The sequence below is a fragment of the Microvirga lotononidis genome (genome assembly GCF_034627025.1).
Taxonomy (GTDB): Bacteria; Pseudomonadota; Alphaproteobacteria; order Rhizobiales; family Beijerinckiaceae; genus Microvirga; species Microvirga lotononidis.
The window spans coordinates 912436-936108 of sequence record NZ_CP141049.1 but is presented as its reverse complement, the minus strand read 5'-3'; the positions used below and the strand labels follow the sequence as shown (position 1 = coordinate 936108).

General features: G+C 62.1%; 21 protein-coding genes and 3 pseudogenes. 16 read left to right on the top strand and 8 right to left on the bottom strand.

Annotated elements, in window-relative coordinates; all coding sequences use genetic code 11:
* Nucleotides 1-909: 909 nt before the first annotated feature.
* From U0023_RS28235 to U0023_RS28205, 7 genes are all read left to right on the top strand, one after another.
* Nucleotides 910-3249, top strand: a complete 2340-nt coding sequence (locus tag U0023_RS28235; RefSeq protein ID WP_040638537.1) for a PEP/pyruvate-binding domain-containing protein — start codon at nt 910-912, stop codon at nt 3247-3249.
* Nucleotides 3250-3459: 210 nt separating this feature from the next.
* Nucleotides 3460-3978, top strand: coding sequence for a helix-turn-helix domain-containing protein (locus tag U0023_RS28230; protein ID WP_245272939.1), 519 nt, complete (start codon nt 3460-3462; stop codon nt 3976-3978).
* Between the two features lie 47 nt (nt 3979-4025).
* Complete coding sequence (locus U0023_RS28225) at nt 4026-4475, top strand: transposase (RefSeq protein WP_009491834.1); 450 nt, start codon at nt 4026-4028, stop codon at nt 4473-4475.
* A 28-nt stretch (nt 4476-4503) separates the two neighbouring features.
* A complete protein-coding gene (locus U0023_RS28220) occupies nt 4504-6204 on the top strand; it encodes an IS1182 family transposase (protein WP_322883809.1) in 1701 nt (566 codons plus the stop codon).
* 85 nt (nt 6205-6289) lie between these two features.
* Nucleotides 6290-6583, top strand: coding sequence for a hypothetical protein (locus U0023_RS28215; RefSeq protein WP_052600536.1), 294 nt, complete (start codon nt 6290-6292; stop codon nt 6581-6583).
* A complete protein-coding gene (gene tnpA, locus U0023_RS28210) occupies nt 6576-7019 on the top strand; it encodes an IS66 family insertion sequence element accessory protein TnpA (RefSeq protein ID WP_009491831.1) in 444 nt (147 codons plus the stop codon). Before U0023_RS28215 ends, tnpA begins: the two co-directional genes overlap by 8 nt.
* A gap of 374 nt (nt 7020-7393) precedes the next feature.
* Nucleotides 7394-7762, top strand: a complete 369-nt coding sequence (locus tag U0023_RS28205) for a prolyl oligopeptidase family serine peptidase (protein ID WP_009491830.1) — start codon at nt 7394-7396, stop codon at nt 7760-7762.
* 63 nt (nt 7763-7825) lie between these two features.
* Here U0023_RS28205 and U0023_RS28200 read toward each other — a convergent pair whose 3' ends face one another.
* Genes U0023_RS28200 through U0023_RS28190 form a run of 3 tightly spaced genes read right to left on the bottom strand, consistent with a single transcriptional unit; the run spans nt 7826 to nt 10568 of the window.
* Nucleotides 7826-8389, bottom strand: coding sequence for a CpaD family pilus assembly lipoprotein (locus U0023_RS28200; RefSeq protein WP_245272942.1), 564 nt, complete (start codon nt 8387-8389; stop codon nt 7826-7828).
* A gap of 12 nt (nt 8390-8401) precedes the next feature.
* Nucleotides 8402-9850 (bottom strand): type II and III secretion system protein family protein, encoded by a 1449-nt coding sequence (locus U0023_RS28195; RefSeq protein WP_009491828.1) that lies wholly within the window; start codon nt 9848-9850, stop codon nt 8402-8404.
* 31 nt (nt 9851-9881) lie between these two features.
* A complete protein-coding gene (locus tag U0023_RS28190; protein ID WP_009491827.1) occupies nt 9882-10568 on the bottom strand; it encodes a winged helix-turn-helix domain-containing protein in 687 nt (228 codons plus the stop codon).
* Between the two features lie 780 nt (nt 10569-11348).
* Between U0023_RS28190 and U0023_RS28185 the strand changes: the two genes are divergently transcribed.
* The 4 genes from U0023_RS28185 (at nt 11349) to U0023_RS28170 (ending at nt 14440) form a co-directional block, all read left to right on the top strand.
* Nucleotides 11349-12179 carry an IS5 family transposase gene (locus U0023_RS28185; RefSeq protein ID WP_009491826.1) on the top strand — a complete coding sequence of 277 codons (831 nt, stop codon included), beginning with the start codon at nt 11349-11351 and terminating at the stop codon, nt 12177-12179.
* Nucleotides 12180-12250: 71 nt separating this feature from the next.
* Nucleotides 12251-12886 (top strand): helix-turn-helix domain-containing protein, encoded by a 636-nt coding sequence (locus tag U0023_RS28180; protein ID WP_245272843.1) that lies wholly within the window; start codon nt 12251-12253, stop codon nt 12884-12886.
* On the top strand, nt 12819-13970 hold the full coding sequence (locus tag U0023_RS28175) for an IS110 family RNA-guided transposase (protein WP_322883808.1): 1152 nt from the start codon (nt 12819-12821) through the stop codon (nt 13968-13970). The genes U0023_RS28180 and U0023_RS28175 overlap by 68 nt, the downstream gene beginning before the upstream one ends.
* Nucleotides 13971-14236: 266 nt before the next feature.
* On the top strand, nt 14237-14440 hold the full coding sequence (locus U0023_RS28170; RefSeq protein ID WP_154660886.1) for a hypothetical protein: 204 nt from the start codon (nt 14237-14239) through the stop codon (nt 14438-14440).
* 307 nt (nt 14441-14747) lie between these two features.
* On the opposite strand, the gene istB is transcribed toward U0023_RS28170, so the two are convergent.
* Both istB and istA read right to left on the bottom strand, forming a co-directional pair.
* Entirely contained in the window at nt 14748-15476 is a 729-nt protein-coding gene (gene istB, locus U0023_RS28165) for an IS21-like element helper ATPase IstB (protein WP_009489215.1), read from the bottom strand.
* Nucleotides 15476-16975 carry an IS21 family transposase gene (gene istA / locus U0023_RS28160; protein ID WP_009489216.1) on the bottom strand — a complete coding sequence of 500 codons (1500 nt, stop codon included), beginning with the start codon at nt 16973-16975 and terminating at the stop codon, nt 15476-15478. The genes istB and istA overlap by 1 nt, the downstream gene beginning before the upstream one ends.
* A gap of 64 nt (nt 16976-17039) precedes the next feature.
* Between istA and U0023_RS28155 the strand changes: the two genes are divergently transcribed.
* Nucleotides 17040-17525 (top strand): transposase, encoded by a 486-nt coding sequence (locus tag U0023_RS28155; RefSeq protein WP_009489217.1) that lies wholly within the window; start codon nt 17040-17042, stop codon nt 17523-17525.
* 2 nt (nt 17526-17527) lie between these two features.
* Here the strand turns inward: U0023_RS28155 and U0023_RS28150 are convergent.
* Nucleotides 17528-17669: pseudogene (locus U0023_RS28150) on the bottom strand (IS6 family transposase); the annotation flags it as partial.
* A gap of 259 nt (nt 17670-17928) precedes the next feature.
* Here U0023_RS28150 and U0023_RS35725 point away from each other — a divergent pair.
* The 4 genes and pseudogenes from U0023_RS35725 to U0023_RS28135 form a co-directional block, all read left to right on the top strand.
* Entirely contained in the window at nt 17929-18084 is a 156-nt protein-coding gene (locus U0023_RS35725) for a transposase (RefSeq protein WP_407667430.1), read from the top strand.
* Nucleotides 18085-18142: 58 nt separating this feature from the next.
* Nucleotides 18143-18819: pseudogene (locus tag U0023_RS28145) on the top strand (IS3 family transposase); the annotation flags it as partial.
* Between the two features lie 286 nt (nt 18820-19105).
* The gene (locus U0023_RS28140; protein ID WP_009488349.1) at nt 19106-20188 is read left to right on the top strand and encodes an IS110 family RNA-guided transposase; all 1083 of its coding nucleotides are present in this window, start codon (nt 19106-19108) and stop codon (nt 20186-20188) included.
* Between the two features lie 309 nt (nt 20189-20497).
* A pseudogene (locus tag U0023_RS28135) lies at nt 20498-20983 on the top strand (IS110 family transposase); the annotation flags it as partial.
* A gap of 32 nt (nt 20984-21015) precedes the next feature.
* On the opposite strand, the gene U0023_RS28130 reads toward U0023_RS28135, so the two are convergent.
* Both U0023_RS28130 and U0023_RS28125 read right to left on the bottom strand, forming a co-directional pair.
* Nucleotides 21016-22284 carry an IS256 family transposase gene (locus tag U0023_RS28130; RefSeq protein WP_322883806.1) on the bottom strand — a complete coding sequence of 423 codons (1269 nt, stop codon included), beginning with the start codon at nt 22282-22284 and terminating at the stop codon, nt 21016-21018.
* A gap of 354 nt (nt 22285-22638) precedes the next feature.
* Nucleotides 22639-23667 (bottom strand): IS110 family RNA-guided transposase, encoded by a 1029-nt coding sequence (locus U0023_RS28125; RefSeq protein WP_040637926.1) that lies wholly within the window; start codon nt 23665-23667, stop codon nt 22639-22641.
* Between the last annotated feature and the right edge of the window lie 6 nt (nt 23668-23673).

Genomic DNA, 23673 nt, shown 5'->3' with positions numbered 1-23673 from the left:
CAGTCTTACATTCCATTATGGAGACCTCGGACCTTATCTATAAGGGATGGGACTATCGTTTTAGCCCAAGTGAGATTGTTACCTGTAGACATCAAACGGCTCCGTTAGTGTGTAATGGCACACCTGGAAAAGCAAGAGCCATGCCCGAGGGAACGCAGCAGTCGATTCCAATTGATTTTCTTCACATGGCTCAACCGTCTTACCAAGAATGCGACAAAACCCCTGGCATTGTCTGAGGCGCGACAAATGTCGGAAATGCGGCCGATCGATTGCCTCGTATTTAAATGAGTTTTTCCTTTTGGCACGCATGTTGCACGTTGCTCTAGGTGTCCGCAACGCGTCGCGCAAGGAATGCATAATGTTCGCACATTGCTGTCTGCCAGGGATCAGGCCATACTACAGCGGGACCTCCCGATGCAGAAGAAGGTCACGGATTTGTTCACCATCGTCAGCGGCCGCTACTGGCGCCTGGCATCGACGGGCACCGCACAATTCGAGGAGACACCGCGTGCTAGTAGTCCGCAGGTCCACGATTGGAGGGCTTAGCGCTACGGCGTGTTCGTGCAGGCGAGCGTCAAGTTCAACTGGGAAAGCACTGCCCAGCGCCAAGTTACCGCTGGACGATCCACAGGATTCCGTCTTCGCGGGCTTGGTTGAGTTCGGACATGCGTTGATCGCCGAACGTACCAAAGGCGGAGCTGGCTGCTACACGAACTAGGTGGCTGGAACGCTTGGCGTCCCTTCAAGATGATGTCGGCCAGCTCAGTCTGGCTGCAGCCGTAATGGGACAGCTCGAAACGAAGGGCCGATCTCTGTGCGGTCAATTTTTCATAGTCAGCAATTCATTCGGTTCCGACGGAAAGCCCCAATAAAACCGAGAGCATTGCCTTGAATGGAGAAAATCGACCAATGAACATTATGGCAGAAGCCGTTCGTTCTACAAAAGCAAAGACGTTATTGGCTCTTCGTGCTGCTGCTTCACATTTTAGGGTCTTGCCAGGCTATTGTTTGACGTATGAACAGTGGCGCCGAGAAGGCACTGGATCGACCAAAAGAATAAGAATGGCTATTGGGGCGTCTGAACCGCTGATCGTTCGGTCAAGCGCAGCTTCGGAGGATGGCTCGGAACAATCGCAAGCCGGGAAGTACCTTTCAGTTTTGGGTCTACACACGGACGAACAGCTGAGCCAGGCTATAGACGACGTATTCTCCTCTTACGGTGATCCGACGCCCGCGGACGAGGTGTTCATTCAGCCGATGGCTCAAGATGTTGCGCTAAGTGGCGTGGTCATGACCTGCGACCCAGACTCGGGCCTACCCTATTGCATTGTCAGCTACGATGAGAGCGGTGACACCACGGTTGTTACTTCCGGGGGAAACGGGACACGCACGTACATCTTTGTGCCAGGGCACGATGTTCCGAAGCCGCTCCGCGGTTTGCTGCCGGCGATCGACGAAGTGGTCAATATTGTCGGTGTCAAAGAGGTCGATATCGAGTTCGCGATCACAAATGAGGCTACGGTTGTCGTCTTTCAGGTGCGGCCAATCACTACGCGAGGGATAAAGGATGGAACCTGGGGCGATCGAATTGATGGCCTTCTGCGATCGCTTAATCGCGTCAAAGCTTCGATCGAGGACGTCAACAGGTTTAACGACGGCCAAGGCCTCGTCGGACACACCCTTGGAGTTATGCCGGATTTAAATCCGGCCGAGTTGATTGGCACGAAGCCAAGGTCGCTTGCCGCTTCGCTCTACCGGCACTTACTGAGTGACACCGCCTGGGCGACCGCTCGGGAGAAGTTCGGATACCGAGACCTCCGATCGATTCCCCTTGTGCATATGATCGGCGGGACTCCATATGTTAGCGTATCCGCGAGCGTGGCATCTTTTATTCCTGCCACGGTGCCAGAACCCGTTGCCCAAAAGGTCATCGCCGATGCACAACGAAAACTGAATCAAGAACCAGAACTCCATGACAAGATCGAATTTCGTGTCGTGCCGACCTGCCTCAAGCCCCGAATGAGGGACGGTCAGTGGCGTCAGCAGTTTTCTAGCCTTTCAGACGATGAATGGGCCTCGTATCTCGACGCTCTCGGAATCCTCACAAACCGAATTGTCAGCGGAGGCGCCCTTTTTGACCGCGCTGCGGAGGGGATCGAAAGGTTAGAGTCCGCCGCAGGGCAGGTAAAGCAGAATGCGGGCCGCGGGTTACTCGACGTATTGTCGTTGATCGAGAAGGCTCGTGTGCACGGTACTGTGCTGTTCGCGGAGGTGGCGAGGGCAGCCTTCGTCGCGACAGACATTCTGAAGTCATTGGAGGCTGAACAATTGGTTCCTCAAGGATTTCTTGACGCCATTGTGTGTGCCTCCGATGCTGTTGGCGCCCAACTGGTTCACGATTTTGCCGTACTCGAGCCTGCAGCATTCCTCAAGCTGCATGGACATATTCGCCCCGGCACATATGAGATCACTGTTCCGCGATACGACGACCCACGCGGTCAATATTTCGACTGGGTGAATCGCTCTGTCAGGGGAAACCCGACAGAGACGCCGGCGGCTGCTCCAGTTCTGTCACCTGCTCAGATCTCCCGCGTTTGTCTGGAGTTCGATCAGACTGGCTACGCCTTCGGTTGGCCGGAATTCGAAGCGTTCGCAATGAATGCGATTCAGGCCCGCGAACGCGTCAAACATGCATTCAGCTGGCTTGTTTCTGACGCCTTAGAGCAGCTTGCGCTGATCGGGGCCGACCTCGGCCTTAACCGAGAGGAGTTATCCTTCCTCACGTTACCAGAGATTGCCCTCGCTGTGGAAATGCGCAAGGACCTTTCGTCCTTCTTGCGCGCCGTGGCCAGACGAAATCGGAGGGCCTGGGAAACGACTAGGCATCTACGCCTGCCGGACGTTCTGTGTTCCCCAAAAGACATCTTCGGCTTTCATGTCTTCGAATCGCGTCCCAGCTTCATCACCGGAAACACAGTCGAAGGCCTCGTCACAGGTGTGGATGACATCTCCTTGAAGGATGGCATCCTGTTTATCGAGAACGCGGATCCGGGCTTCGATTGGGTATTCACGCGCGGGATCAAAGGCATCGTCACGAAATTCGGTGGGGAGAACTCACATATGTCAATTAGAGCACGCGAACTCGGTCTCCCCGCAGTGATCGGCGCTGGCAGCCGATTTGAGAGTTGGCGGAACGCTCGCGTTATCCGCCTCGAGTGCGCGGTCCAACGCGTGGAAATTCTTAGGTGAGGATTGTTACCGCTACGATGCGGGGCCTGCAGGGTGCTCTCGGCGCCGATTCCTAATGACCCCGACACGACGTTGAGCACCGAGGCAAATCGATTGCTGGGATCATGTCGCACCCAAAGCGGCCGCCCCCGAGACACAGCGTACATAAGCCCGCTAAGTAGGTCGCCATAAGACTTGCAACGCGAGAGCTGCGGGTGTTTCCTTGGGAGCATGCAACGACATGATCGCTCTCCCGGGACGGGGCTCGACGAGGCGGATCGCAAGCGGCTGGCTGCCGCGCTTGCTGGTGCCCGTGAGGCCCGTGTGGATCGCCGCCTCGAGGCGCTGCTGCTGGTGGCCGAGGGGCATTCTATGGCTGAGGCGGCCCGCCGCTGCCGCGTCAACCGCTCCAGCGTGCACCGCTGGCTGACGCAGTACCAGGCCGAGCACGAGGCCGCGGCCCTCCGCGACCGGCCGCGCAGCGGACGCCCTCGTCTCTATCACACTCTCACGCCGCGGCGGTTGGCGGCAGCCCTGGCACGCGATCCCCGCCGCTGCGGCTATCAGGCCACAGGCTGGACCGTGCCGCTCCTGGCGCACGACCTGGCTGCCAAGGGCATCGCCGTCAGCCCGCGGACGCTGCGGCGCCGACTGCACGAAGCCGGTTATCGCTGGAAGCGGCCCCGCTACGTCTATGTCGAGCGCGCGGCTCATCTGGCGCAGAAAAAAGGGGCATCATCCGACGTCTGAAGGCGGGCTGGCACAGGGGTGATCGGCTGCTGTGCCTCGACTGGACGTTGCTGCGGCTGTTTCCGCCGCTGCGCGCGACCTGGGCGCTCAAGGGCACCCAGGCGGTGGTGCCGATCACCGGCCGCAATGCCAAGCGGGTGCTGTTTGGGGCCATCGATCTGGGAAGTGCTCGCCGCATGGTGCTGATACGCCATCGCGCCGGTCAGGCCAACGCGCAGGCGTTCCTGCGCGCGTTGCGGCGTCGGTATCGCCGCGCCGGCTGGCTCTGGCTGCTGAGCGATCGGGCGAGTGCCCACACCGCCCCGCAAACCCAAGCCCTGGCCGACCGGCTGCGCATCCGGTTCGTGTGGTTGCCCCGGCAGGCGCCGGAACTGAGCCCGATGGATCAGCTTTGGCGCGAGCTCAAGCGGCTGGTTGGACTTGTTTCGGGAAAGATACTGCTGGCGAATTCGTTATTCGGTGGAGCGGTTAAAGTGAGCTCAGCGTTCAGGCTGTAGGGGCTTGGGTCCAGATCTGGAGGGTTCCATGTCGCTCCGCCCGACCGTGAGTGCTGACGTTCCGACTTCGACCGCAACCGTGGCCCGTGCAGCCTTCCCCCAGGGCAATGCCTATCTGCACTTGCGCGACCGCCTCGGGACGATCTTCTCCGACGCCCAGTTCGCGCCGCTCTTCGCCCCTTGCGGGCAGCCAGCCGAATGCCCGTGGCGGTTGGCGCTGGTGAGCTTGCTGCAGTTCGCTGAGAACCTCTCTGATCGGCGGGCGGCTGATGCGGTCCGCAGCCGCATTGATTGGAAGTATCTGCTGGGCCTGGAACTCACCGACCCTGGCTTCGATGCCTCTGTTCTGAGCGAGTTCCGCGGTCGTGTGGTGGCGGGAGGCTTGGAAGAGCAGCTCCTCGATACGCTTCTGGTTCTGTGCCGGGAGCACAAGCTGCTGGGCGCCCGAGGCCGCCAGCGCACCGACTCCACGCATGTGCTCGGAGCCGTCCGTTCCCTGAACCGTCTCGCCTGCGCGACCGAGACCATGCGGGCGGCCCTCAATGCCTTGGCCTCCGCGGCTCCCGCATGGTTGCGCGCTCATGCCAATCCCGCCTGGATCGAGCGGTATGGCAGGCGGGCTGACGACTATGACGTCCCGCAAGGCGAGGCGAAGCGGCGCGCCTACGCTGAACAGATCGGGCACGATGGCCATCGGTTGCTCGCGGCGATCACAGCCCCTGACGCACCAGCATGGTTGCGCGAGATCCTGGCCGTTGAGCTGCTGCGGCAGGTCTGGGTGCAGAATTTCTGTCTCACCGCCCCGGCTCAGACCGGAGAACCTGAGGATGGCCTATGCTCTGAGACCACTCCCCGGGTGCGGTGGCGGACTGAGCATGAGGGATTTCCACCCTCCCTGCTGATGGCCGGATCGCCCTACGATCCAGAGGTCCACTATGCCAATAAGGGGACGACGACCTGGATTGGCTACAAGGTTCATCTGACCGAGGCTTGTGACGAGGGCGGCCCGCACCTGATCACGCATGTGGAGACTACGCCGGCACCGGTCGTGGATCGCGACGCTCTCGAAGACATCCATGCGGCGCTCGAAGCCAAAGGTCTGCTGCCCGACACCCATCTTGTCGATGCTGGTTACGTCGCGGCCGATCAACTCGTCGCCAGTCGCCGGACCTATCGCGTCACGCTCCTGGGGCCGGCTCCCCAGAATTATCAGTGGCAGACCCAATCCGGTGATGGCTTCACCTTGCAGGACTTCATCTTCGATTGGGATCGGCAAGTCGCGATCTGTCCGGCCGGGCACGAGAGCCGGAGCTGGCGTCCCGATTACTGGCAGGGACGAACAGCCTTCAAGGTGCGCTTCTCGACAACCCACTGTCGTCCCTGTCCGGTGAAGGCACAGTGTACCCGAAGCGAGCGGCGGCTTCTGACGCTGCGCCCACAAGAGGAGCACGAGACCCTTGCAGCGGCTCGCGAGCGTGAGGCGCAGCCTGCCTTCGCCAAAGAGTACCAGAAGCGCGCCGGCATCGAGGGAACGATCTCGGCCGGGGTCCGGGTCCTACACCTGCGGCGCTCCCGCTACATTGGGTTGGCCAAAACGCATCTGCAACACGTGCTGACGGCCGCCGCCATGAACCTCATTCGGCTCGGGGCTTGGTTCGCGGACACGCCGCTCGCACGAACCCGGCAGTCCGCATTCACCAAGCTCATGATGGCTCCCATCCCAGCATGAGGCATTCGCCAGCAGTATCTTTCCCGAAACAAGTCCACGGCTGGTCACCACGCTGCTCGACACGGTCGCCGCGCCGGCGCCGGAATTGGCGGCGCTCTACCACGAGCGCTGGGAAAGCGAGAGGACGTTTGCCGAACTGAAGGTGACGTTGCCGGGGGAGCGCCTGATGCTGCGCTCGCGCCGGGCCGATCTCGTCGAGCAGGAGCTCTATGGCCTGCTGCTCGTGCATTTCGCGCTGCGGCGGCTGATGCACGAGGCCAGTCAGCGGGCCGGCTGCGATCCGGACCGCCTCTCCTTTGTGCATGCGGTGCGGATCGTGCGGCGCCACCTGCCATTCCACGCCGCGTTTTCCCCCTCGGCAACGCCAGCGCATGGGTGAGTGCGTGCTGATCGAGCTGATCGCGCTGCCGGCCGAACAGAGCCGGGGGCGGCACAACCCGCGCGTGGTCAAGCGCAAGATGAGCGGCTTTCCGACCAAGGCCCGCGCCGCCCCGGCCGTCCCAGGCCGGATCATCGCAGCCGACCACATCCGGATTGTCGCGCCACCGCCTGACCCCGTGCTCTTGCCCGCAGCCGTGCCTCTTGCGGCCGGGCCCAAAGCCGCCGCGACGCCTGCTCCGGGACCCAAGCCGGAGACCGTCTGGCGCGCCCACATCCGCTCCTGGCAGATGAGCGGGCTGTCACGACCCGCCTACTGCCAGAGCCAGGGTCTCGCGCTGCGCTCCTTTAACGCTTGGGTCGCCCGCCTGCGCAACACCCGCCGACACTCTAGAAAGGCAATCCATGAGGGTACCGACGAAGCCGTCCAGACCTAAGTCAACGGTATTGCGGCTAGCGACGGTCCCGCATTCATCCCGAGCGATGGACCCAGATCGTGCGAGAAGGCGATGTGACGCCCTCATGGTTGATTGCCGGCTTCGGCGCTCGCAGGAGACGAGCCACCCTTGTGGCCGCACCTTGACAACCTCGTCGCCGGTCGGCAGGCGCTGCACAACCGGCTGGCGAGGCTTTGATTTGCATTCCCGGAAGTCGCATGATGAGGTGGGGTTTTGCCGGAAGCCGGGTCCTTGCGAGAGGATTGAACGAAGCCGCCGCCGGCTCCACATATGAGGAGCTGTGGCAACGGCGGCCCGACGGCTGGAAGGATCGGAGGGATCTCAGAGCAAGACTTCGAACCGGAGATCTCCCGATGGTGGAGATCAGCCTCTTCTCGCCATACCATCGAGGACATAACATTCCGCAGCGGTCAGCACCGCAATATGGCAATCCCGACGATCCGGTCGAAGGCGGCTTCGTGCGCTCGATATCGCCTTATCATAACGTCAGGGCGGGCGTGACCTATCCGGAACCTTTCTTCGAAGATTCGACCAACGATGACGTCCTCGGCCCGGTGCATGCGCGCAAGATGGTCGCTCTATTCGAAGAAATGGACCTGCCCTTCTACTATTTCGAAAAGTTGGAGGGGGGTCACGCCGGTGCCGCCAAATTGTGGGACGGTGCCCGCCGCTACGCGCTTGAATACAGCTACATTTCTCAAAAGCTTATGGGCAACGAGTGAGTGCGTCTGCGTTAGGCAGTGCGAGCAAGATGAAGCCGGCGCCGAGGGTGCACTCCAATGGCATCATTCACCACTTTTGTCTGTTGTAAACTCCCTGTATTTTGCAATTGGTATGGCCGCACGATCACCGTCGCTTGGCTTGACAGCCATGTTGCCGAACAGATCGCGCGGATCGTTCACCATTACGGCGAGGTTATGGCGCGTCGAACAGCCAAGCGTCTGATCGACGGATTCGTCCTCAGGTAACGGACTGGAAAATGACGGGCAGACAGGAGGGTGGGCAAGATAGACGATCGCCTCTATTCGCGCTACGCGGCCGTCGTGTTGGTTCAACAACTGAATATTGTAAGCGTCGATCCCGATCTGTTTCGCCTGATGGACCGCCTCTGCGCTAAGCCGGGGCGACCCGCTGATAAGCAGATGAAGCGCATCAGGCCGACCGCGGCTGGCCCTCTCAAGAAAGACTCGCAACCGCTGCCGTTCCGAAGCGCGAACGCCCTCTAAAGTCAGAACGGAGGTCTCCTCTCGGATAAGGATGGGTGCCGACGGCTCCACATGGAACGGCGGGCTTGCGCAGCAACTTAGGCCTGCCGTTAGACCGACCAAGTAAACTTTGATCCGCAACATCATTGACCACAGCTATTTGATAATATAGCCGATGCCGCTCTCGGCGCCTGTGCGGACAGTCGCGCGGCCTCGCGGCCGACTGGGCACATTCGATCTGGCCCCCCCACCATCCAAACGCGACGCCATCCGATCCGTCGGCGCGCTCATCTGGTCGGGGCTCGACCCTGGTCTTACGATGTACGGCGTAACCAGAATAACCAGTTCTGATTCCTCCTTTTGAAATGAGGAAGAACGGAACAGGGTGCCAAGGATCGGCATCTGGCCGAGCCCGGGAACAGCACTGATGTTATTGCTGGCGGTACGCCTGATGAGCCCACCAATTGCAAAGCTCTGCCCACTGGCGAGTTCGACGACCGTATCGGCGCGGCGGGTTGAAATCGCTGGCACTGAAATGCCGTTGATTTGAACGGCGCCTTGTGACGTGAGGTCACTGACTTCCGGTTTTACGCGAATATTGATTTGGTTGTTGCCGAGGACGGTAGGTAAGAATTCCAGGCTGACTCCGAAGTGCCGAAATTCAATTGAGACTTGCCCATTTTCTTGCAGCACAGGAATGGGAAACTCGCCGCCGACGAGGAAGCGAGCGGTTTCGCCTGAAATCGCCGTGAGGTTCGGCTCAGCCAAGATAGAAGCAATGTTCTCTTTGGCGAGCGCGTCAAGAACCGCGCTGATGTTGACGTTACCATCGTTGTATCCGATTTCTGCTGTACCGCCACCTTTCCCCGCGCCAGAGCCGGCACGTTTGCCGCCGCCGCTCACCAAACCCACCTTGAAACCGCCGATTTGACCGAGGGCGGACAGGTTAATACCGAGTTCGTTCATCGCCCCACGAGACACTTCCGCTACGCGCACACTCAGATTCACCTGCAAGGACCCAGCGACTTTGATGTTATTGACGACCTGAGCACCGTCTCCGAGAAATTGCTCGGTGATCTCTTTCGCCGTGTGGACAGTTTCTGCGTCGGGCGCCGTGCCGCTAAGGATTGCGCCGCGTGGAGTATACTTGACGCGGATCGGATAGTCGCCGACCTGATCCCTCAACATCGCCCGCAGATCCTCAATCGGCTCTGTGACGACGATCTGCAACGCGGCGAGGGCCTCACCATTGTCGTTCAAGGCGAACAGGGTGGTCCGCCCGGATTTCTTGCCAAAGACGAAGATGGTTTTGTTTGAAGGTGCCTGATAATCCGCAACCGTCGGGTCGGCAACAAAGATTGTGGCAGCTGGCGCGGGCAGATGAACTGTCTTGCCGAGCGACGAGGTAAGCTTCAGCGTGGCATTGATGCCATTGGAAGCTGCACGCTGCTTCCCTTCATCCCTGTTACTTTGAGCCGCGGCCGAAAGTGGAAAAAGCAGCAGTAGGGTGCAGAGGAGAGGGCCCAAACAGAAGCAATCCGTAACACTCGAGCCGTCGACGAGGGGCGGCCGCTGAATGATGCTGGGATCGCGAGTTGTAAACATTCTCAAGACAGTCTTCCTTCACAGTCAACAATCATACGGATGCCGCGTCAGGCAATTGAAGAATGTAGCCAATTCCACGCACGGTCTTTATTCGTGGCGTCGCACCTGACCTATTCAGATGTCCACGTAAGCGATAAATTCCAACTTCAAGTGCGTTGGTAGAAACCTCGTCGTTGAACGGATAAAGGTGATCTTCCAACTGGTCGCGCGGCACGACGCGGCCGGCGCGACTAAGCAAATGTTCAAGAATACATAGCTCGCGGCGTGCTATGGTCAGCGGATCGCCTGCCACGGAAACCTCTCTGCTGATGGGGTCGAAGTTGAGGTTGCCAAATACAAGGATGGGGGCGGCCATCTGTCTTGCCCGGCGCTGAATGGCTCTCATCCTGGCGATGAGCTCAACAGGAGAGACCGGCTTGAGCAAAAAATCGTCCGCCCCACCGTTGAAAGAGGCAATCCGCTTCTCGCAATCGTCGAGGCAACTCATAATTACGGCGGGAACCGAATGCCCCCCGCTCCTTAGTTGCCTCAACCAGTCCAAGCCATTGCCATCCGGCAAAGCCAATTCTAGGAGGAGAATCTCGTAGCTGGCGCAATGAAATATGCTCGAAGCCTCTTCCAGGGTACAAGCTATATCAACGGCAAAGCCGCTTTCCGCCAGCGCACCGCGCACCGTGCGTGCAAAGTTCGTATGGTGATCAACGAGCAGCGTTCGCATTTCGTCTCACAGTCGAGATAGAGTTGTAAATTGGGCACGTCACCGTCAGCTATGAATCCTGGACAGCAGCAGAAGTTAAGCAACTCGTGTCAGTAGTCTTGGCCGTTCTTTCGGAGAGGTATTCGCAGGAGCATTTCAGCAATGGCAACAGTCGCGGATAGAAGCTTGTGACGACCCGTGGCGGATCGAAACTGCCGGTCTGCCGACCCAGAATGCCACCTGCTCTGACTGTCATTTCTCCGCGCATCGTTTCCCCTGCGTGCCACTCCCCGGTGTTCATCAGCCCAGCGTGTCCCGCGCCGATGATTCGATGAATGGAAGGGTTAACGTCGAGGAGTTGGCTGGAGAAATCCATAGTTCTGATCGGACACATCCACGCGATGGATGCACCCCGCATAGTCCATGTCAGAGTGATCTGACAGTCGACACGCTGTCACGACATTTAACGAAACCGCAACACACTGGGGCGGGCTCAGCTAAGGCCGGGGATCTGCCGAGCCAATAAGCTTAACTGCCGTAGTTCGTCCGGCGCAAGCTATCACAGGTTTGTTAGCGCCGCCGGGTGGCAGCCGCGGTCAGAGCGATTGGTCGATGCACTGAAGCGCTTGGAATATCGCGGCTATGCTTCGGCGGCGTTACAACGATCACCGGAGGCGCCTGTGGATCGTCTAAGAGGCTGGTGAGCAATTTTATTGCTCAATGTAAATCATTGATTCAGAATAGATTTGGTGCTGACTGCTGCGGCGGATGTGGGCTGTTTGACGGTCTGGGAGCCCCGCCATGGATGCCAGTTCCTACGCCTGCGATCTCACTGATGCCGAATGGGCCCTGCTTGCGCCCCTTGTCTCCCGCAGCCATCCGGCCGGGCGACGGCAGACTTATCCGCTCCGACGCGTCGTCGATGCCATCTTCTATCTGTTACGCACCGGAGCGCAGTGGCGGCTGCTGCCACACGAGTATCCTCCGCGCTGTGCCGTTTTCTATCACTATGCCCAGTGGCGTGACGACGGCACGTGGGAACACGTGACCCAGGTTCTGCGCGAGAGCTATCGCTGTCAGAGCGGCCGCGCACCGCAGCCGACCGCCGCGATCATCGACAGCCAATCGGTCAAGACCTCTGAGATGGGCGGACCACGCGGCTATGATGGCGGCAAAAAGATCAAGGGTCGCAAGCGTCATCTTCTCGTTGATACGCAAGGCAATCTGCTGAAGAACAGCGTGCATCCCGCCGACATCCACGATCGCGCCGGGGCCGAGCTCCTGTTGGAGGGGCTGCACCATCTCTTCCCCGCCATCGAGCTGATGTGGGCCGACACCGCTTATCGCGGATTAAAGGACTGGTTGTCCAGAGCGCTCGGATGGAAGCTGTCCATTCCGCAGCACTGGTGGAGCGGCGGCGTCTGGATGCGGGCTGACGCGGAGCCGCCGCCGCGCCCGAGCGGCTTTCAGGTGCTCGCACGCCGATGGGTGGTGGAACGGACCATCGGTTGGCTGACCACCAACCGGCGGCTGGCCAAGGACTATGAGCGGCTCGTCGAGACCGGCGAGATGCTGCTCTATCTCGCCATGAGCCGCATCCTGCTGCGTCGCCTCACGCGAAAAGAAAGATAATTGCTCACCAGCCTCTAAGTAGGTCTTCATAAGACTTGCAACGCAAGCACTGCGGGTGTTCCCTGGAGAGCATGCAACACCATGATCACTCTCCCGAAACGTGGCTCGACGAGGCGGATCGCAAGCGGCTTACTGCCGCGCTTTCTGGTGCCCGTGAGGCCCGGGTGTATCGCCGCCTCGAGGCGCTGCTGCTGGTGGCCGAGGGCCATCCCGTCGCCGAGGCGGCCCGCCGCTGCCGGGTCAACCGCTCCAGCGTGCACCGCTGGCTCGTCCAGTACCGAGCCGAGCATGAGGCCACGGCCCTGATCGACCGGCCGCGCAGCGGACGTCCCCGCCGTCAGCCGAGGCTCACGCCGCAGCGGCTGGCGGCGGCCCTGGCGCGCGACCCGCGCCGCTGCGGCTACCAGGCTACGAGCTGGACGGTGCCGCTGCTGGCCCACGACCTGGCCGCGAAGGGCCTCGCGGTCAGCCGCCAGACGCTGCGGCGGCGGCTGCACGAAGCCGGCTATCGTTGGAAGCGGCCGCGCTATGTCTATGTCGCGCGCGCGGCTCACCTGCCGCAGAAAAAGATCTCATGGGCCAGCGACCGCCGAACTGGTGAAGTAAGGCGGTCACCTCACCTCACCCTGGAGGCCGCTCATGTTCTCCTCTCCCTCAGCCGACGCTTCAGTCTCGGACAGCACCCACACGATCTATCTCGCCCTTGAACTCAGCCGCCGCTCCTGGCTGGTGGCGCTGCATGCCCCCGATGCCGCGAAGATCGAGCTGCATCGGCTTCCCGCCGGTGATGGACAGGCGGTGCTCGACCTGCTTGCCCGCATCCGGACCCGCGTGGAACGACGCACCGGCGTGAGCCCACATGTATCGTGCTGCTACGAGGCCGGCCGCGACGGGTTCTGGCTGCACCGCCTTCTCGAGGCGCACGGCGTCAGCAGCCATGTCATGGACCCGAGTTCGCTGCAGGTCGACCGCCGGGCCCGGCGGGCCAAGACGGACCGCCTGGATGCCCAGGCTCTGCTGCGGGCGCTGATGGCCTGGTCCCGCGGCGAGCCGAAGGTCTGCTCCATGGTCCGCCCACCGTCCCCGGACGAGGAGGATGCGCGTCGTCCGAGCCGCGAGCGGGCCACGCTGCTGCAGGAGCGCATTCGCCTGGTCAACCAGATCAAGGGGCTGTGCGCGACGCAAGGGATCGACGACTACGAGCCGCTGCGGCCGGATCGCCGCTCGCGCCTGGCGCAGCTGATCACGGGGGATGGCCGGCCGCTGCCGCCGCGGCTGTCGGCGGAGATCGCGCGTCAGCTCGACTGGCTCGAACTGGTCCTGCGGCACCTGGCCGAGGTCGAGACGAGGCGCGATGCCGACGCGGCGGCGGCACGAGCCGCGTCCTCGTCCAAGCTTGGGACCTTGCTGCATCTGAGGGGGATCGGCTCTGAGATTGCAACTGTCCTCGCCAAGGAGGTGTTCTACCGATGCTTTGCCAGCCGGCGCCACGTGGCTGCCTATGCGGGACTGACCCCCAGCCCGTTTGCGAGCGGCCGCCGCTCGCGCGAGCAAGGGATTACCAAGGCGGGCAACGCCCGCGCCCGCAAGGCGCTGATCGAACTCGCCTGGCTGTGGTTGCGCAACCAGCCTGACAGTGCACTCGCGGTCTGGTTCCGCAGCCGTGTGGGGTCGGCCACCGGGCGGGTCAGACGCATTGCAATTGTGGCGCTCGCCCGTAAGCTGCTGATCCTGTTGTGGCGCTATGTCGAAACAGGCGCCCTGCCAGCCGATGTGGCCGTGAAGCCCTGAACCCGCTTGCGCACTGGCGCGGGAGTGTCAGCGCGTGATGTCTGAGGGGAGTGCGACCGCGTTGTCCCCCCTGGCTGGAACAATGCCGCGAAAAAGAATGGTCGCGCTCACCCCGGAGCCCGTTCCCGACGCATGCGGGATTATGGTCAGGGCTTGGGCCCAACCGGATATAAGGTGATGCGGACGAACGGTTCGCATGAGCGCCATCGGGCTCAGCCTCGGAGGTCACCGCAAACTGTCGAATCCCGCCCTTGAGTAGACGGACAGTGTCGGAGCGAGTTGCCCTCGGGCAGTCTCCAGGATGGCTTGGAGCTTCGGCCGGCCCTCAAGCCCTGCGCCTGCGGCGCACCGCGAAGCGGCTGCGGGACTTGACCGCCCGCCTCGCCCAAGCTGAGAGCCGCCATGCCAGAATGGCAGGCTTTGAACTCGGCTTCCTTTGGTTCGACCCTGTCGGCCAGGTCAAACTCTGACTTCGATCCGGCACACCGCCTGCCAGCGCTTGACGGATCGGCCCATATAAGGGGGGATCACCCGACGCCTGAAGGCGGGCTGGCACAGGAGCGATCGGCTGCTGTGCCTCGACTGGACGCTGCTGCGGCTGTTTCCGCCGCTGCGCGCGACCTGGGCGCTCAAGGGCACGCAGGCCCTCGTGCCGATCACCGGCCGCAATGCCAAGCGGGTGCTGTTCGGGGCGATCGACTTGCAAATATGACCCTCGATCAGCATCCAATTCTAACCCTCCGGGCATAGAGGCAATTCCGCCATTCTGTGGCGTGATTAGATTCTGTTCTTGAAGCGCCAGCTCTCGTTGCCGGTCTCGACGATCTCACAGTGGTGGGTGAGCCGGTCGAGCAAGGCCGTGGTCATCTTTGCGTCACCAAAGACGCTCGGCCATTCCCCAAAAGCCAGATTGGTTGTGACGATCACAGAAGTCTGCTCGTACAGACGGCTGACCAGATGGAATAGGAGCTGGCCTCCCGATTGGGCAAACGGCAGGTAGCCGAGTTCGTCCAGCACAACGAAATCCATCCGCGAGAGATAGTCCGCCATCCGGCCCTGCCGGCCCGCGCGAGTCTCCGCCTCCAGCCGGTTCACCAGATCAACCACGTTGTAGAACCGCCCGCGGGATCCAGCGCGAATGCACGCTCGCGCAATCCCTATCGCCAGATGGGTCTTGCCCGTGCCGGTGCCTCCCACCAGGACGACGTTGCGTTCCTGGGTCAGGAACTCCCCGCCGGCCAGATCCCGCACGAGGCCTTCATTGATCGGCGTGCCGGCAAAGACGAAGTCCTCAAGGTCCTTGGCCAGGGGCAGTTTGGCAATCGTCATCTGGTACTTGATCGAGCGCGCCTGCTTCTCGGCGATCTCGGCAGACAGAAGATCGCCCACCACCCGCTGCGGCTCATGACTGCGCTTGACCGCGGTCGTGATGATCTCGTCATAGGCCGACCTCATGCCATAGAGCTTGAGGTCGGCCATGGCAGCAAGGATCTCAGTCCGTTCCATCACACAGCCCTCCTGATACTGTCGTAGCGGGCACAATCGGCCTGCGGCTCATGCCGGAGCCGCAACGCCTGTGGGGTCGTAATCGTCCGCGGCGGTTCCGGCTCGCGCTGCCGGGCGAGAATGTTGAGGATCACATCAGCGGACCAGACGCCCTCACTCAGAGCCTCGGCACAGGCAGCCTCAACCGCCGGCAGGCCGTCGCTGAGCACGGCCGCCAGGATGCTGACCATCTGGCGGTCGCCATCGTCCCGGCCGGCGTGCTTGCGCCGGACGCGCTCAAGGGCAGCGGGCAGAATCCAGTCCTTGAACGGAGCACCATTGCGCAGAGCCCCGGGCTTGCGGGCCAGCACCGGCACGTAATGCCAGGGATCGAAGATCGTCTGATCGCGGCCGAAGCAGCGGACATGCTGCGCGACAACTCTGCCATCCTGGCGGCATTCAATCCGATCCGCATAGGCCCGGATCTCCACCGGGCGTCCGACAGCGCTGGCGGCCACCGAGTACTTGTTGGAGTCGAAGCGCACCAGACAGGTTCGGGAGACGGAGGCCGGAATGGCGTGGAAGCCGTCGAACGGTCCGGGATAGGGCACCAGACTCACGCGCTCGGCTTCGAAGACCTGCCAGATCGTCCGGTCGCGGTGCTCGGGATGGGCATGCGCTTTGGCATAGGCGATACACTGATCGAGCAACCAGGCATTCAACTCGTCATAGCTCTTCACCCGCAGCCGCGGGGTGAAGAAGCGCTCACGCACGAGCCCAACCTGGTTCTCTACCTGACCCTTCTCCCAGCCGGAGGCTGGCGTGCAGGCGACCGGCTCGACCAGGTAGTGCCCGCACATCTGGAGAAAGCGACGGTTGTAGGCGCGCTCCTTGCCGATGAAGATGGTGTCCACCGCCGTCTTCATGTTGTCGTAAATGCCGCGCCGGCAGGCGCCCTTGAAGAAGGCGAAGGCGCGGTCATGGGCGTCGAAGACCATCTCCTGGCTCTCACGCGGATAAGCCCGCACGAACATCATGCGCGAGTGGCAGAGCCGGACATGGGCGACTTTGACGGTCACCGGCATGCCGTTGAGCAGGATGGCCTCGTGGCTCCAGTCGAACTGGTAGGCCTCGCCCGGTGCAAAACTCAGCGGCACGAAGACGGCGGTCGCAGAGGTGGACTGCTCCCGGCGCCAGCTTCTGGCATAACGGCGCACGGCATCGTAGCCACCCTCATAGCCAAGACCCCGCAGCTCCTCGAAGAGGCGGATCAGGGTCAGACGTTCCCGAGTGGGCTTGGCGTCATTGAGCGCCAGAAGGCGATCCAGATCCTCCCTCCAGGGGCCGATGCGTGGCAGAGGCTGGCGTTCGCGCTCGTAGCGGAACTCAGTGGCTCCCGAGCGCAGAACCTTGCGGACTGTGTTGCGAGCGATGTGGAGCTCGCGGGCGATCTGCTTGATCGTCTTGCCGCGCACGAAGAACTCGCGTCGGATCCGTGCAATCGTGTCCACGCCCTTCATCCCCTGCCACCTATCCTGATCCAGGACAGGCAGTGTGCTCGCGTGACAGCCGCAGGGGTCAAATTTGGACGCCGATCCCCCGTCTCAGAGGGTCAACATTGCATGCCGAAACACACTGTTCGGGGCGATCGACTTGCAAAGCGCGCGTCGGGTGGTGCTGATCCGCACCCGTGCCGGTCAGGCCGATGCCCAGGCGTTCCTGCGTGCGCTGCGGCGCCGCTACCGCAAGGCTGGCTGGCTCTGGCTGCTCACCGATCGGGCGAGCGCCCACACTGCCCCGCAGACCCAAGCCCTGGCCGACCGGCTGCGCATCCGGTTCGTGTGGTTGCCCCGGCAGGCGCCCGAACTGAGCCCGATGGATCAACTCTGGCGCGAGCTCAAGCGGCTGATCGCGGCCAACCGGCAGGCGGCTTCCATCGATGCTCTGGCCGCCGAGGCCGCAGCCTGGGTGCTGACGCTGACGCCGCAACAAGCGTTCCGCAAGGCCGGCATGCTGTCCAAACGCTTCTGGCTCAGAAAGCTGTTGCAGAACTTTTGGCGACCTACTTAGTGGTGAATGGTTGCATGGTCGAACGAGATGCGGCGTTCAGCCATCATCTCCTCAAGATTGCGCAGGCTGAGATTATAGGACTGGTACCAGCACACGCAGAGCAGGATTGCCGACCGATGAGAATCGGCGGCCTTTGAACGCCATGCACGTCCAGAGGCTACATACGCATGCGCCGATGACTGTGGAATCTAGGGTCGTGTCGTGGGAAAGTAGCCGCATGAGGATCGACCAGAACAAGATCCGCGAGGCGGTCATCGCCCTGCTGTAGCTGACGCGGCACGATGGATTCCAAGCTCGGAAGAGCTTCGACCGGGCGACGAACAGGCTCCTTGAGAAGGGCTTAATCTGCGACTGGACCTGCTTCGGAAAATGGAGAGCACTCTTACAACTCAGGAGGATCCCCATGCCCCAGACACGCTTTACGACAGAGTTTCAGGATGAGGCGGTACGGCTTGCTCTGACCAGCGGCCGCAGCCGACGGGCGATTGCCGCGGATCTCGGCGTTGGCCTGTCGACCTGCGTGTTTCGCATGATCGTCGACCCTGCGCCACTGGATTGATCGCCGGCTCGAGCGCGCGATCGAGGATCCGCCCGTAGAGCGCTAGGAGGGCATGGCGGCCGAGCTGAAGCGGCTGCGGCGCGAGAACGAAATTCTGCGCGAGGAACGGGAGATCCTCAAACGGGCCACGGCTTTTTTCGCCAAGGAGGGAAGTCGATGAAGTTCCAGTTCATCGATGTGGCGAAAGAGAGCTTCCCCGTCACCCGTCTGTGCCAGGTCCTCGGTGTCAGCCAGAGTGGCTACTTCGCCTGGCGATCGCGTCCAGCCAGCCCGCGCCAGCGGGAGGACCTGGTTCTGCTGGCCCATGTCCGTTCGGCCTTCACCCGCTCGCATGAGACCTATGGCAGCCCGCGCCTCACCCGCGAGCTGCAGGATGAGGGCCTGACGGTGGGTCGCCGTCGAACCGCTCGGCTGATGCGGGAGAACGGCCTCAAGGTGCGGCAGAAGCGGCGGTTCACGCGCACCACCGACAGCCATCACTCTTTTCCGGTCGCACCCAACCTGCTCGAGCAGGATTTCTCAGCCACTCGTCCGAACCAGAAATGGAACGCCGATATCTCATACGTGTGGACGAACGAGGGCTGGCTGTATCTGGCCGTGGTCCTCGATCTGTTTGCTCGCCGGGTGGTTGGTTGGGCGGTGAGTGACCGGCTGCACAAGGAACTCGCGCTCGAGGCGCTGCGCAAGGCTCTGGCGATCCGAAGACCCGGCGAGGGGCTGACCCACCACGCGGACAGTAAGTATGCTTAGGCCAGTGTTCCTGGGCGGCCTGACCCTCACGGCGATAGACCGGCTAACATCACTGGTATCGCAAGGCGCCGGTGTGGCCTGACCCACACGCTGATCGACCACAACCCGTGTCTTTCCTCGGACCTGTCGGCCGCCCGGGAGCCTTGCGGTGAGGTTTGCCTCACCGGTGCATGTGACCCAAGAAGGGCCTGACATCCTGTCGCATTACTGTCCTGTCCAGGCATGCGGTCGTGGTGAACCGTCGATCCACGGTCGAACCAGGAGAGCCGGTATGGAAGTTGGTCAGGACGTTGTCTTACATCCCGTTGTCGGCGGGGTCGACACGCACAAAGATCTTCACGTCGCCGCTGTTGTCGACGAACACGACCGTGTTCTCGGGACCCAGTGCTTTGCGACAACCCGACAGGGATATCGGCAGATGCTCGCCTGGATGCGCTCCTTCGGACAGCTCCGGTGCGTTGGCATTGAGGCCTCAGGCACCTATGGCGCCGGGTTGCTGCGCTCCATGCAGAATGCCGGTGTCGAAGTTCTGGAGGTCACGGCTCCGGATAAACCGGACCGGCGCAAGCGGGGCAAGAACGATGATCTCGACGCTCAGAACGCCGCGCATGCCGCCTTTGCCGGCAAGCGCACCGTCACGCCCAGAAGCCGGGATGGCATGATCGAATCCTTGCGCGTTCTCAAGGCGTGTCGAAAGACAGCAGTGGTGGCGCGGCGCATCGCGTTGCAGATGATCCAGAACACCATCGTCTGCGCGCCGGACGGGTTGCGGGAGGCGCTGCGCCAGATGACCCGCATGCAGCTGGTCAGGACCTTGGCGGCATGGCGGCCTGACCTGACTGACTACCGCAATGTGGATTCCGCCTATAGGATCAGCCTCAAGTCGCTCGGCCGCCGCTATGTCGAACTGCACGATGAGATTGCCGACTTGGACGTTATGATCGGTGCCATTGTCGATGAACTTGCCCCCAACCTCGTGGCCCGGAACTCGATTGGTCACGCAGGGGCGGCCCAGTTGCTCCTGACAGCGGGGGACAATCCGGAGCGCTTGCATTCCGAGGCCGGCTTTGCCGCACTCTGCGGTGTCAGCCCGGTCCCAGCCTCGTCCGGCAAGACGACGCGCCACCGTCTCAACCGGGGTGGTGATCGAGCCGCCAACAGTGCTCTGCACATCATTGCGATCGGGAGGCTTCGGACCGATCCGCGAACCAAGGCCTACATGGCTAAACGCGTCGCTGAAGGCCACTCCAAGCTTGAGGCGATCCGGTGCCTGAAGCGCTACATCGCGCGCGAGGTGTTCACCCTAATCAGCCAGCGGCAAAAGGAGATCAACCAGGCTCGGATCACCGCTTGACAAACAGAAGGGCGTCCGTGGCAGCCAGTATTGTTCGATCGAGTATCAGGCGGAGCTGAAGAAGCATAGCATCCGGATCTCGATGTCCGGCAAAGGCAACTGTTATGATCGTGAGAATATCAGAGCCGCTCGGAGGGCCTGACCCTTGCTATGATTGACCGCGTGTCATTGCGTTGACGTGTCGGTCCTCCGGGCGGCACCTGGCAGTCTGCTGTCGCGTGACTTGATAGGAGCTTGAGGGACCTTGTCCTGTCACAGTCCTGTCCGCCCGCAGGAACCCGCCAGGGCCTCACCCGCGGAGGACCAGGAATGCATGACACCGATCCCGCCGAGGTCATTATCGGCATCGACACCCACAATGAAGCCCATGCTGCTGTTGCTATCAATGGACTGGGGAGCCGCCTTGGCGCGATAACTCTGCCGGCGACCCGTAGAGGCTATCAGGAGCTGGAGGCCTGGGCCCATTCATTGGGCCGCGTCCGAGCCTTTGGCATTGAGGGAACCGGGTCCTATGGGGCTGGCTTGTCGCGCTTCCTACAGGAGAGGGGCCATCGCGTCATTGAGGTCAACCGACCTAATCGCCAGATCCGGCACCAGCATGGCAAGACTGATCCACTGGATGCCGAGAACGCGGCTCGTGCCGTTCTCAGTGGCCAAGCCCGTGCAACTCCCAAGTCGGGCACCAGTTCGGTTGAGATGATCCGCCACCTCAAGGTGGCGCGCGACACCGCCGTGAAGAGCCGCACCCAGGCGATGGTCACCCTCAAGACGATCATCATCAACGCTCCCACTGCCGAGTTAAACCGGAAGGTGGGTGATGGGGTCGATCAGGCGACGTTGTGTGTTGGCGTCGTTGTGATCTCGGCGCCGTCCTTAAACCTGACACCGGCAATCACCTTCGGCAACTGATTTTCGCCCATCAGCCGGCGCCAGCTTTTCGCAGCCGCCATGATGAGTTTGAACACCATCAGGCGAGCAGTCGTTGGAGACAGCGCGCCCTTGGTGCGCACGGTGCGGTGCCGCACGGTCGCAAACACGCTCTCAATCGGGTTCGTCGTGCGCAGATGGATCCAGTGCTCAGCCGGCCAGTCGAAGAAGGCTAGCAGCGCCCGCTGGTCCTTGCGCAGGCACTCCACCGCCTTCGGATAGCGTGCGCCATAGGCGTCCTCGAACAGATCGAGGGCGACCTCGGCCTGAGCGCGGGTCGGGGCGAGATAGATCTCCCGCAGGGCCCCCTTCATGCCGGGCTGCACGGACTTGGGCACCTTGTTGAGCACGTTCGCGGTCTTGTGCAGCCAGCAGCGTTGATGATGCGTGCCGGGAAAGAGCTCGTCGAGCGCCTTCCAGAAGCCCAGCGCTCCGTCTCCCACAGCAATGTGAGGCGCAATCGACAGACCCCGCCGCTTGATCTCGACCAGCAGCTCGCGCCAGCTCTGGGCACTCTCGCGCACGCCGGCCTGGAAGCCGATCAGCTCCTTCCTGCCCTCCGGGGTGGCGCCGATCAGCACCAGGATGCATTCAGCCTGGTCCGCCATCCGGGCCTGCAGGTAGACGCCGTCGGCCCAAACATAGACGTAGCGCCGAGCCGAGAGATCGCGGGCCTGCCAACGCTCGTACTCGCCCTGCCATTCGCCCGTGAGTCGGGTGACCACCGAGGGCGAGAGGTTGGGCGCATCCTGGCCGAGCAGGGCGGAGAGCGCCTCCTGGAAGTCGCCGGTCGAGAGCCCGCGCAGGTACAGGATCGGCAGCAGCGCATCCAAGCTTTTGGTGCGCCGCGCCCATTTCGGCAGGATCGCCGAGGTAAAGCGGATGCGGTCGGCATCATCCGTGGCGCCGCGGTCGCGGATCTTGACCCGGCGGACCGCCACCGGGCCGATGCAGGTCTGGAGCATGCGCTCGGGGCCATGCCCGTGCCGGACCAGGCGCTCGCGGCCGTCCGGCAGCTTGAGATCGCGCATGCTGGCCAGATAAGCCTCGGCCTCGCTCTCGATGGCTTGGGCCAGCAGCTTGCGCGCGCCGGCTCGGAGAAGATCGGTCAGGGGATCGTCGATCGTGTCGGGCTGACGAAGGCGGACAATGCTGGTAGTCTCGTTCATGACGTATCGCTCTCCTGGAGAGGTTCTGGCAGGCTCGACACCCGCCTCGATACGTCGCCTTTCTCAATCCGTCATCACCCATGTATGGATGCCCCCGTTCGCGCAAGGGATTTCTGAACAGCTTCGGCATGTGATCGGGTGCGGTCATGTATCAGGCCTTCTGTTGCGGCCATGATCATGCCGCTGGCCGGTATGGAGATACGCGGAGCAGGTGCAGATCAAATTCCCGAGCGCGAAGCTCTTTGGGTGATAATGCTTTTCCTGCTCCCGATCTGACCGATCGTTTTGCCCTTACTGTTCCTCGACCTCCTCACACGCCTGACGCACCGGCAGGATCGATGCCGGATCTCCCGATCACGACGCCGTTGCTGCCGGAACTCTGAAGTCCTCGCCTTTCGTCAGCATGGCCCAGGCGGACCGCGCCATCTTGTTCGCCAGCGCAATGGCCACGAGCATCCTCGGCTTGCGCGCCAGCATGCGGGCAAGCCAGGAGCCTTCCGGCGCGCTCTTGCGCCCTGCGCTCTTGACGACAGCCATCGCGCCGATGATGAGCAGACGTCGGATATCACGCTGGCCCATCTTCGAGGTGCGCCCGAGCACCTGCTTGCCGCCGGTGGAGTGCTGGACCGGGACAAGCCCGAGCCAGGCGGCGAAGTCGCGTCCGCGTCTGAAGCTCTCCATCGGCGGTGCGAAGGTTTCGATCGCCATTGCGGTGATCGGCCCGATCCCGGGCATGGTCTGCAGGCGTGACGTCGTCACCCCACGCGCGGCCTCGCGTTTCAACACCCTCTCGAGATCCGCGATCTTGCCGTCGAGGGCTGCGATCTGGTCGAGATAGAGGCGACCGAGTTCGACGACCAGTGGCTGAAGGGTCGTGTTGACGTCCTCGATCACATCGCTGAGCAGCTTCACTTTGGCTGTTCCCTGTGGCGCGACGACGCCGTGCTCGGCGAGATGCCCCCGCAGCGCATTGATCAGCTGCGTGCGTTGGCGCACGAGAAGATCCCGCGTGCGGAAGACCATCGCTCGCGCCTGCTGTTCCTCGGTTTTGACTGTGACGAACCGCATGGTCGGGCGTGCCGCCGCCTCGGCGATGGCCTCTGCGTCCGCCGCGTCGTTCTTCTGGCGCTTAACGAAAGGTTTTACATAGACCGGCGGGATGAGCCGCACTTCATGCCCGAGAACCTGAAGTTCGCGGCCCCAGTCATGCGCTGTGGCGCAGGCCTCCATCGCAACAATGCAACGTGGCTGCTTGGAGAAGAACGTCAGAACCTGCTGGCGGGTCAGTTTCCGGCGAAAGGCCACGCTCCCATCGGCGCGGGCGCCGTGCGCCTGAAAGACACGCTTTGCAAGGTCGAGACCAATGATGTTAACGTCTGTCACGGATGC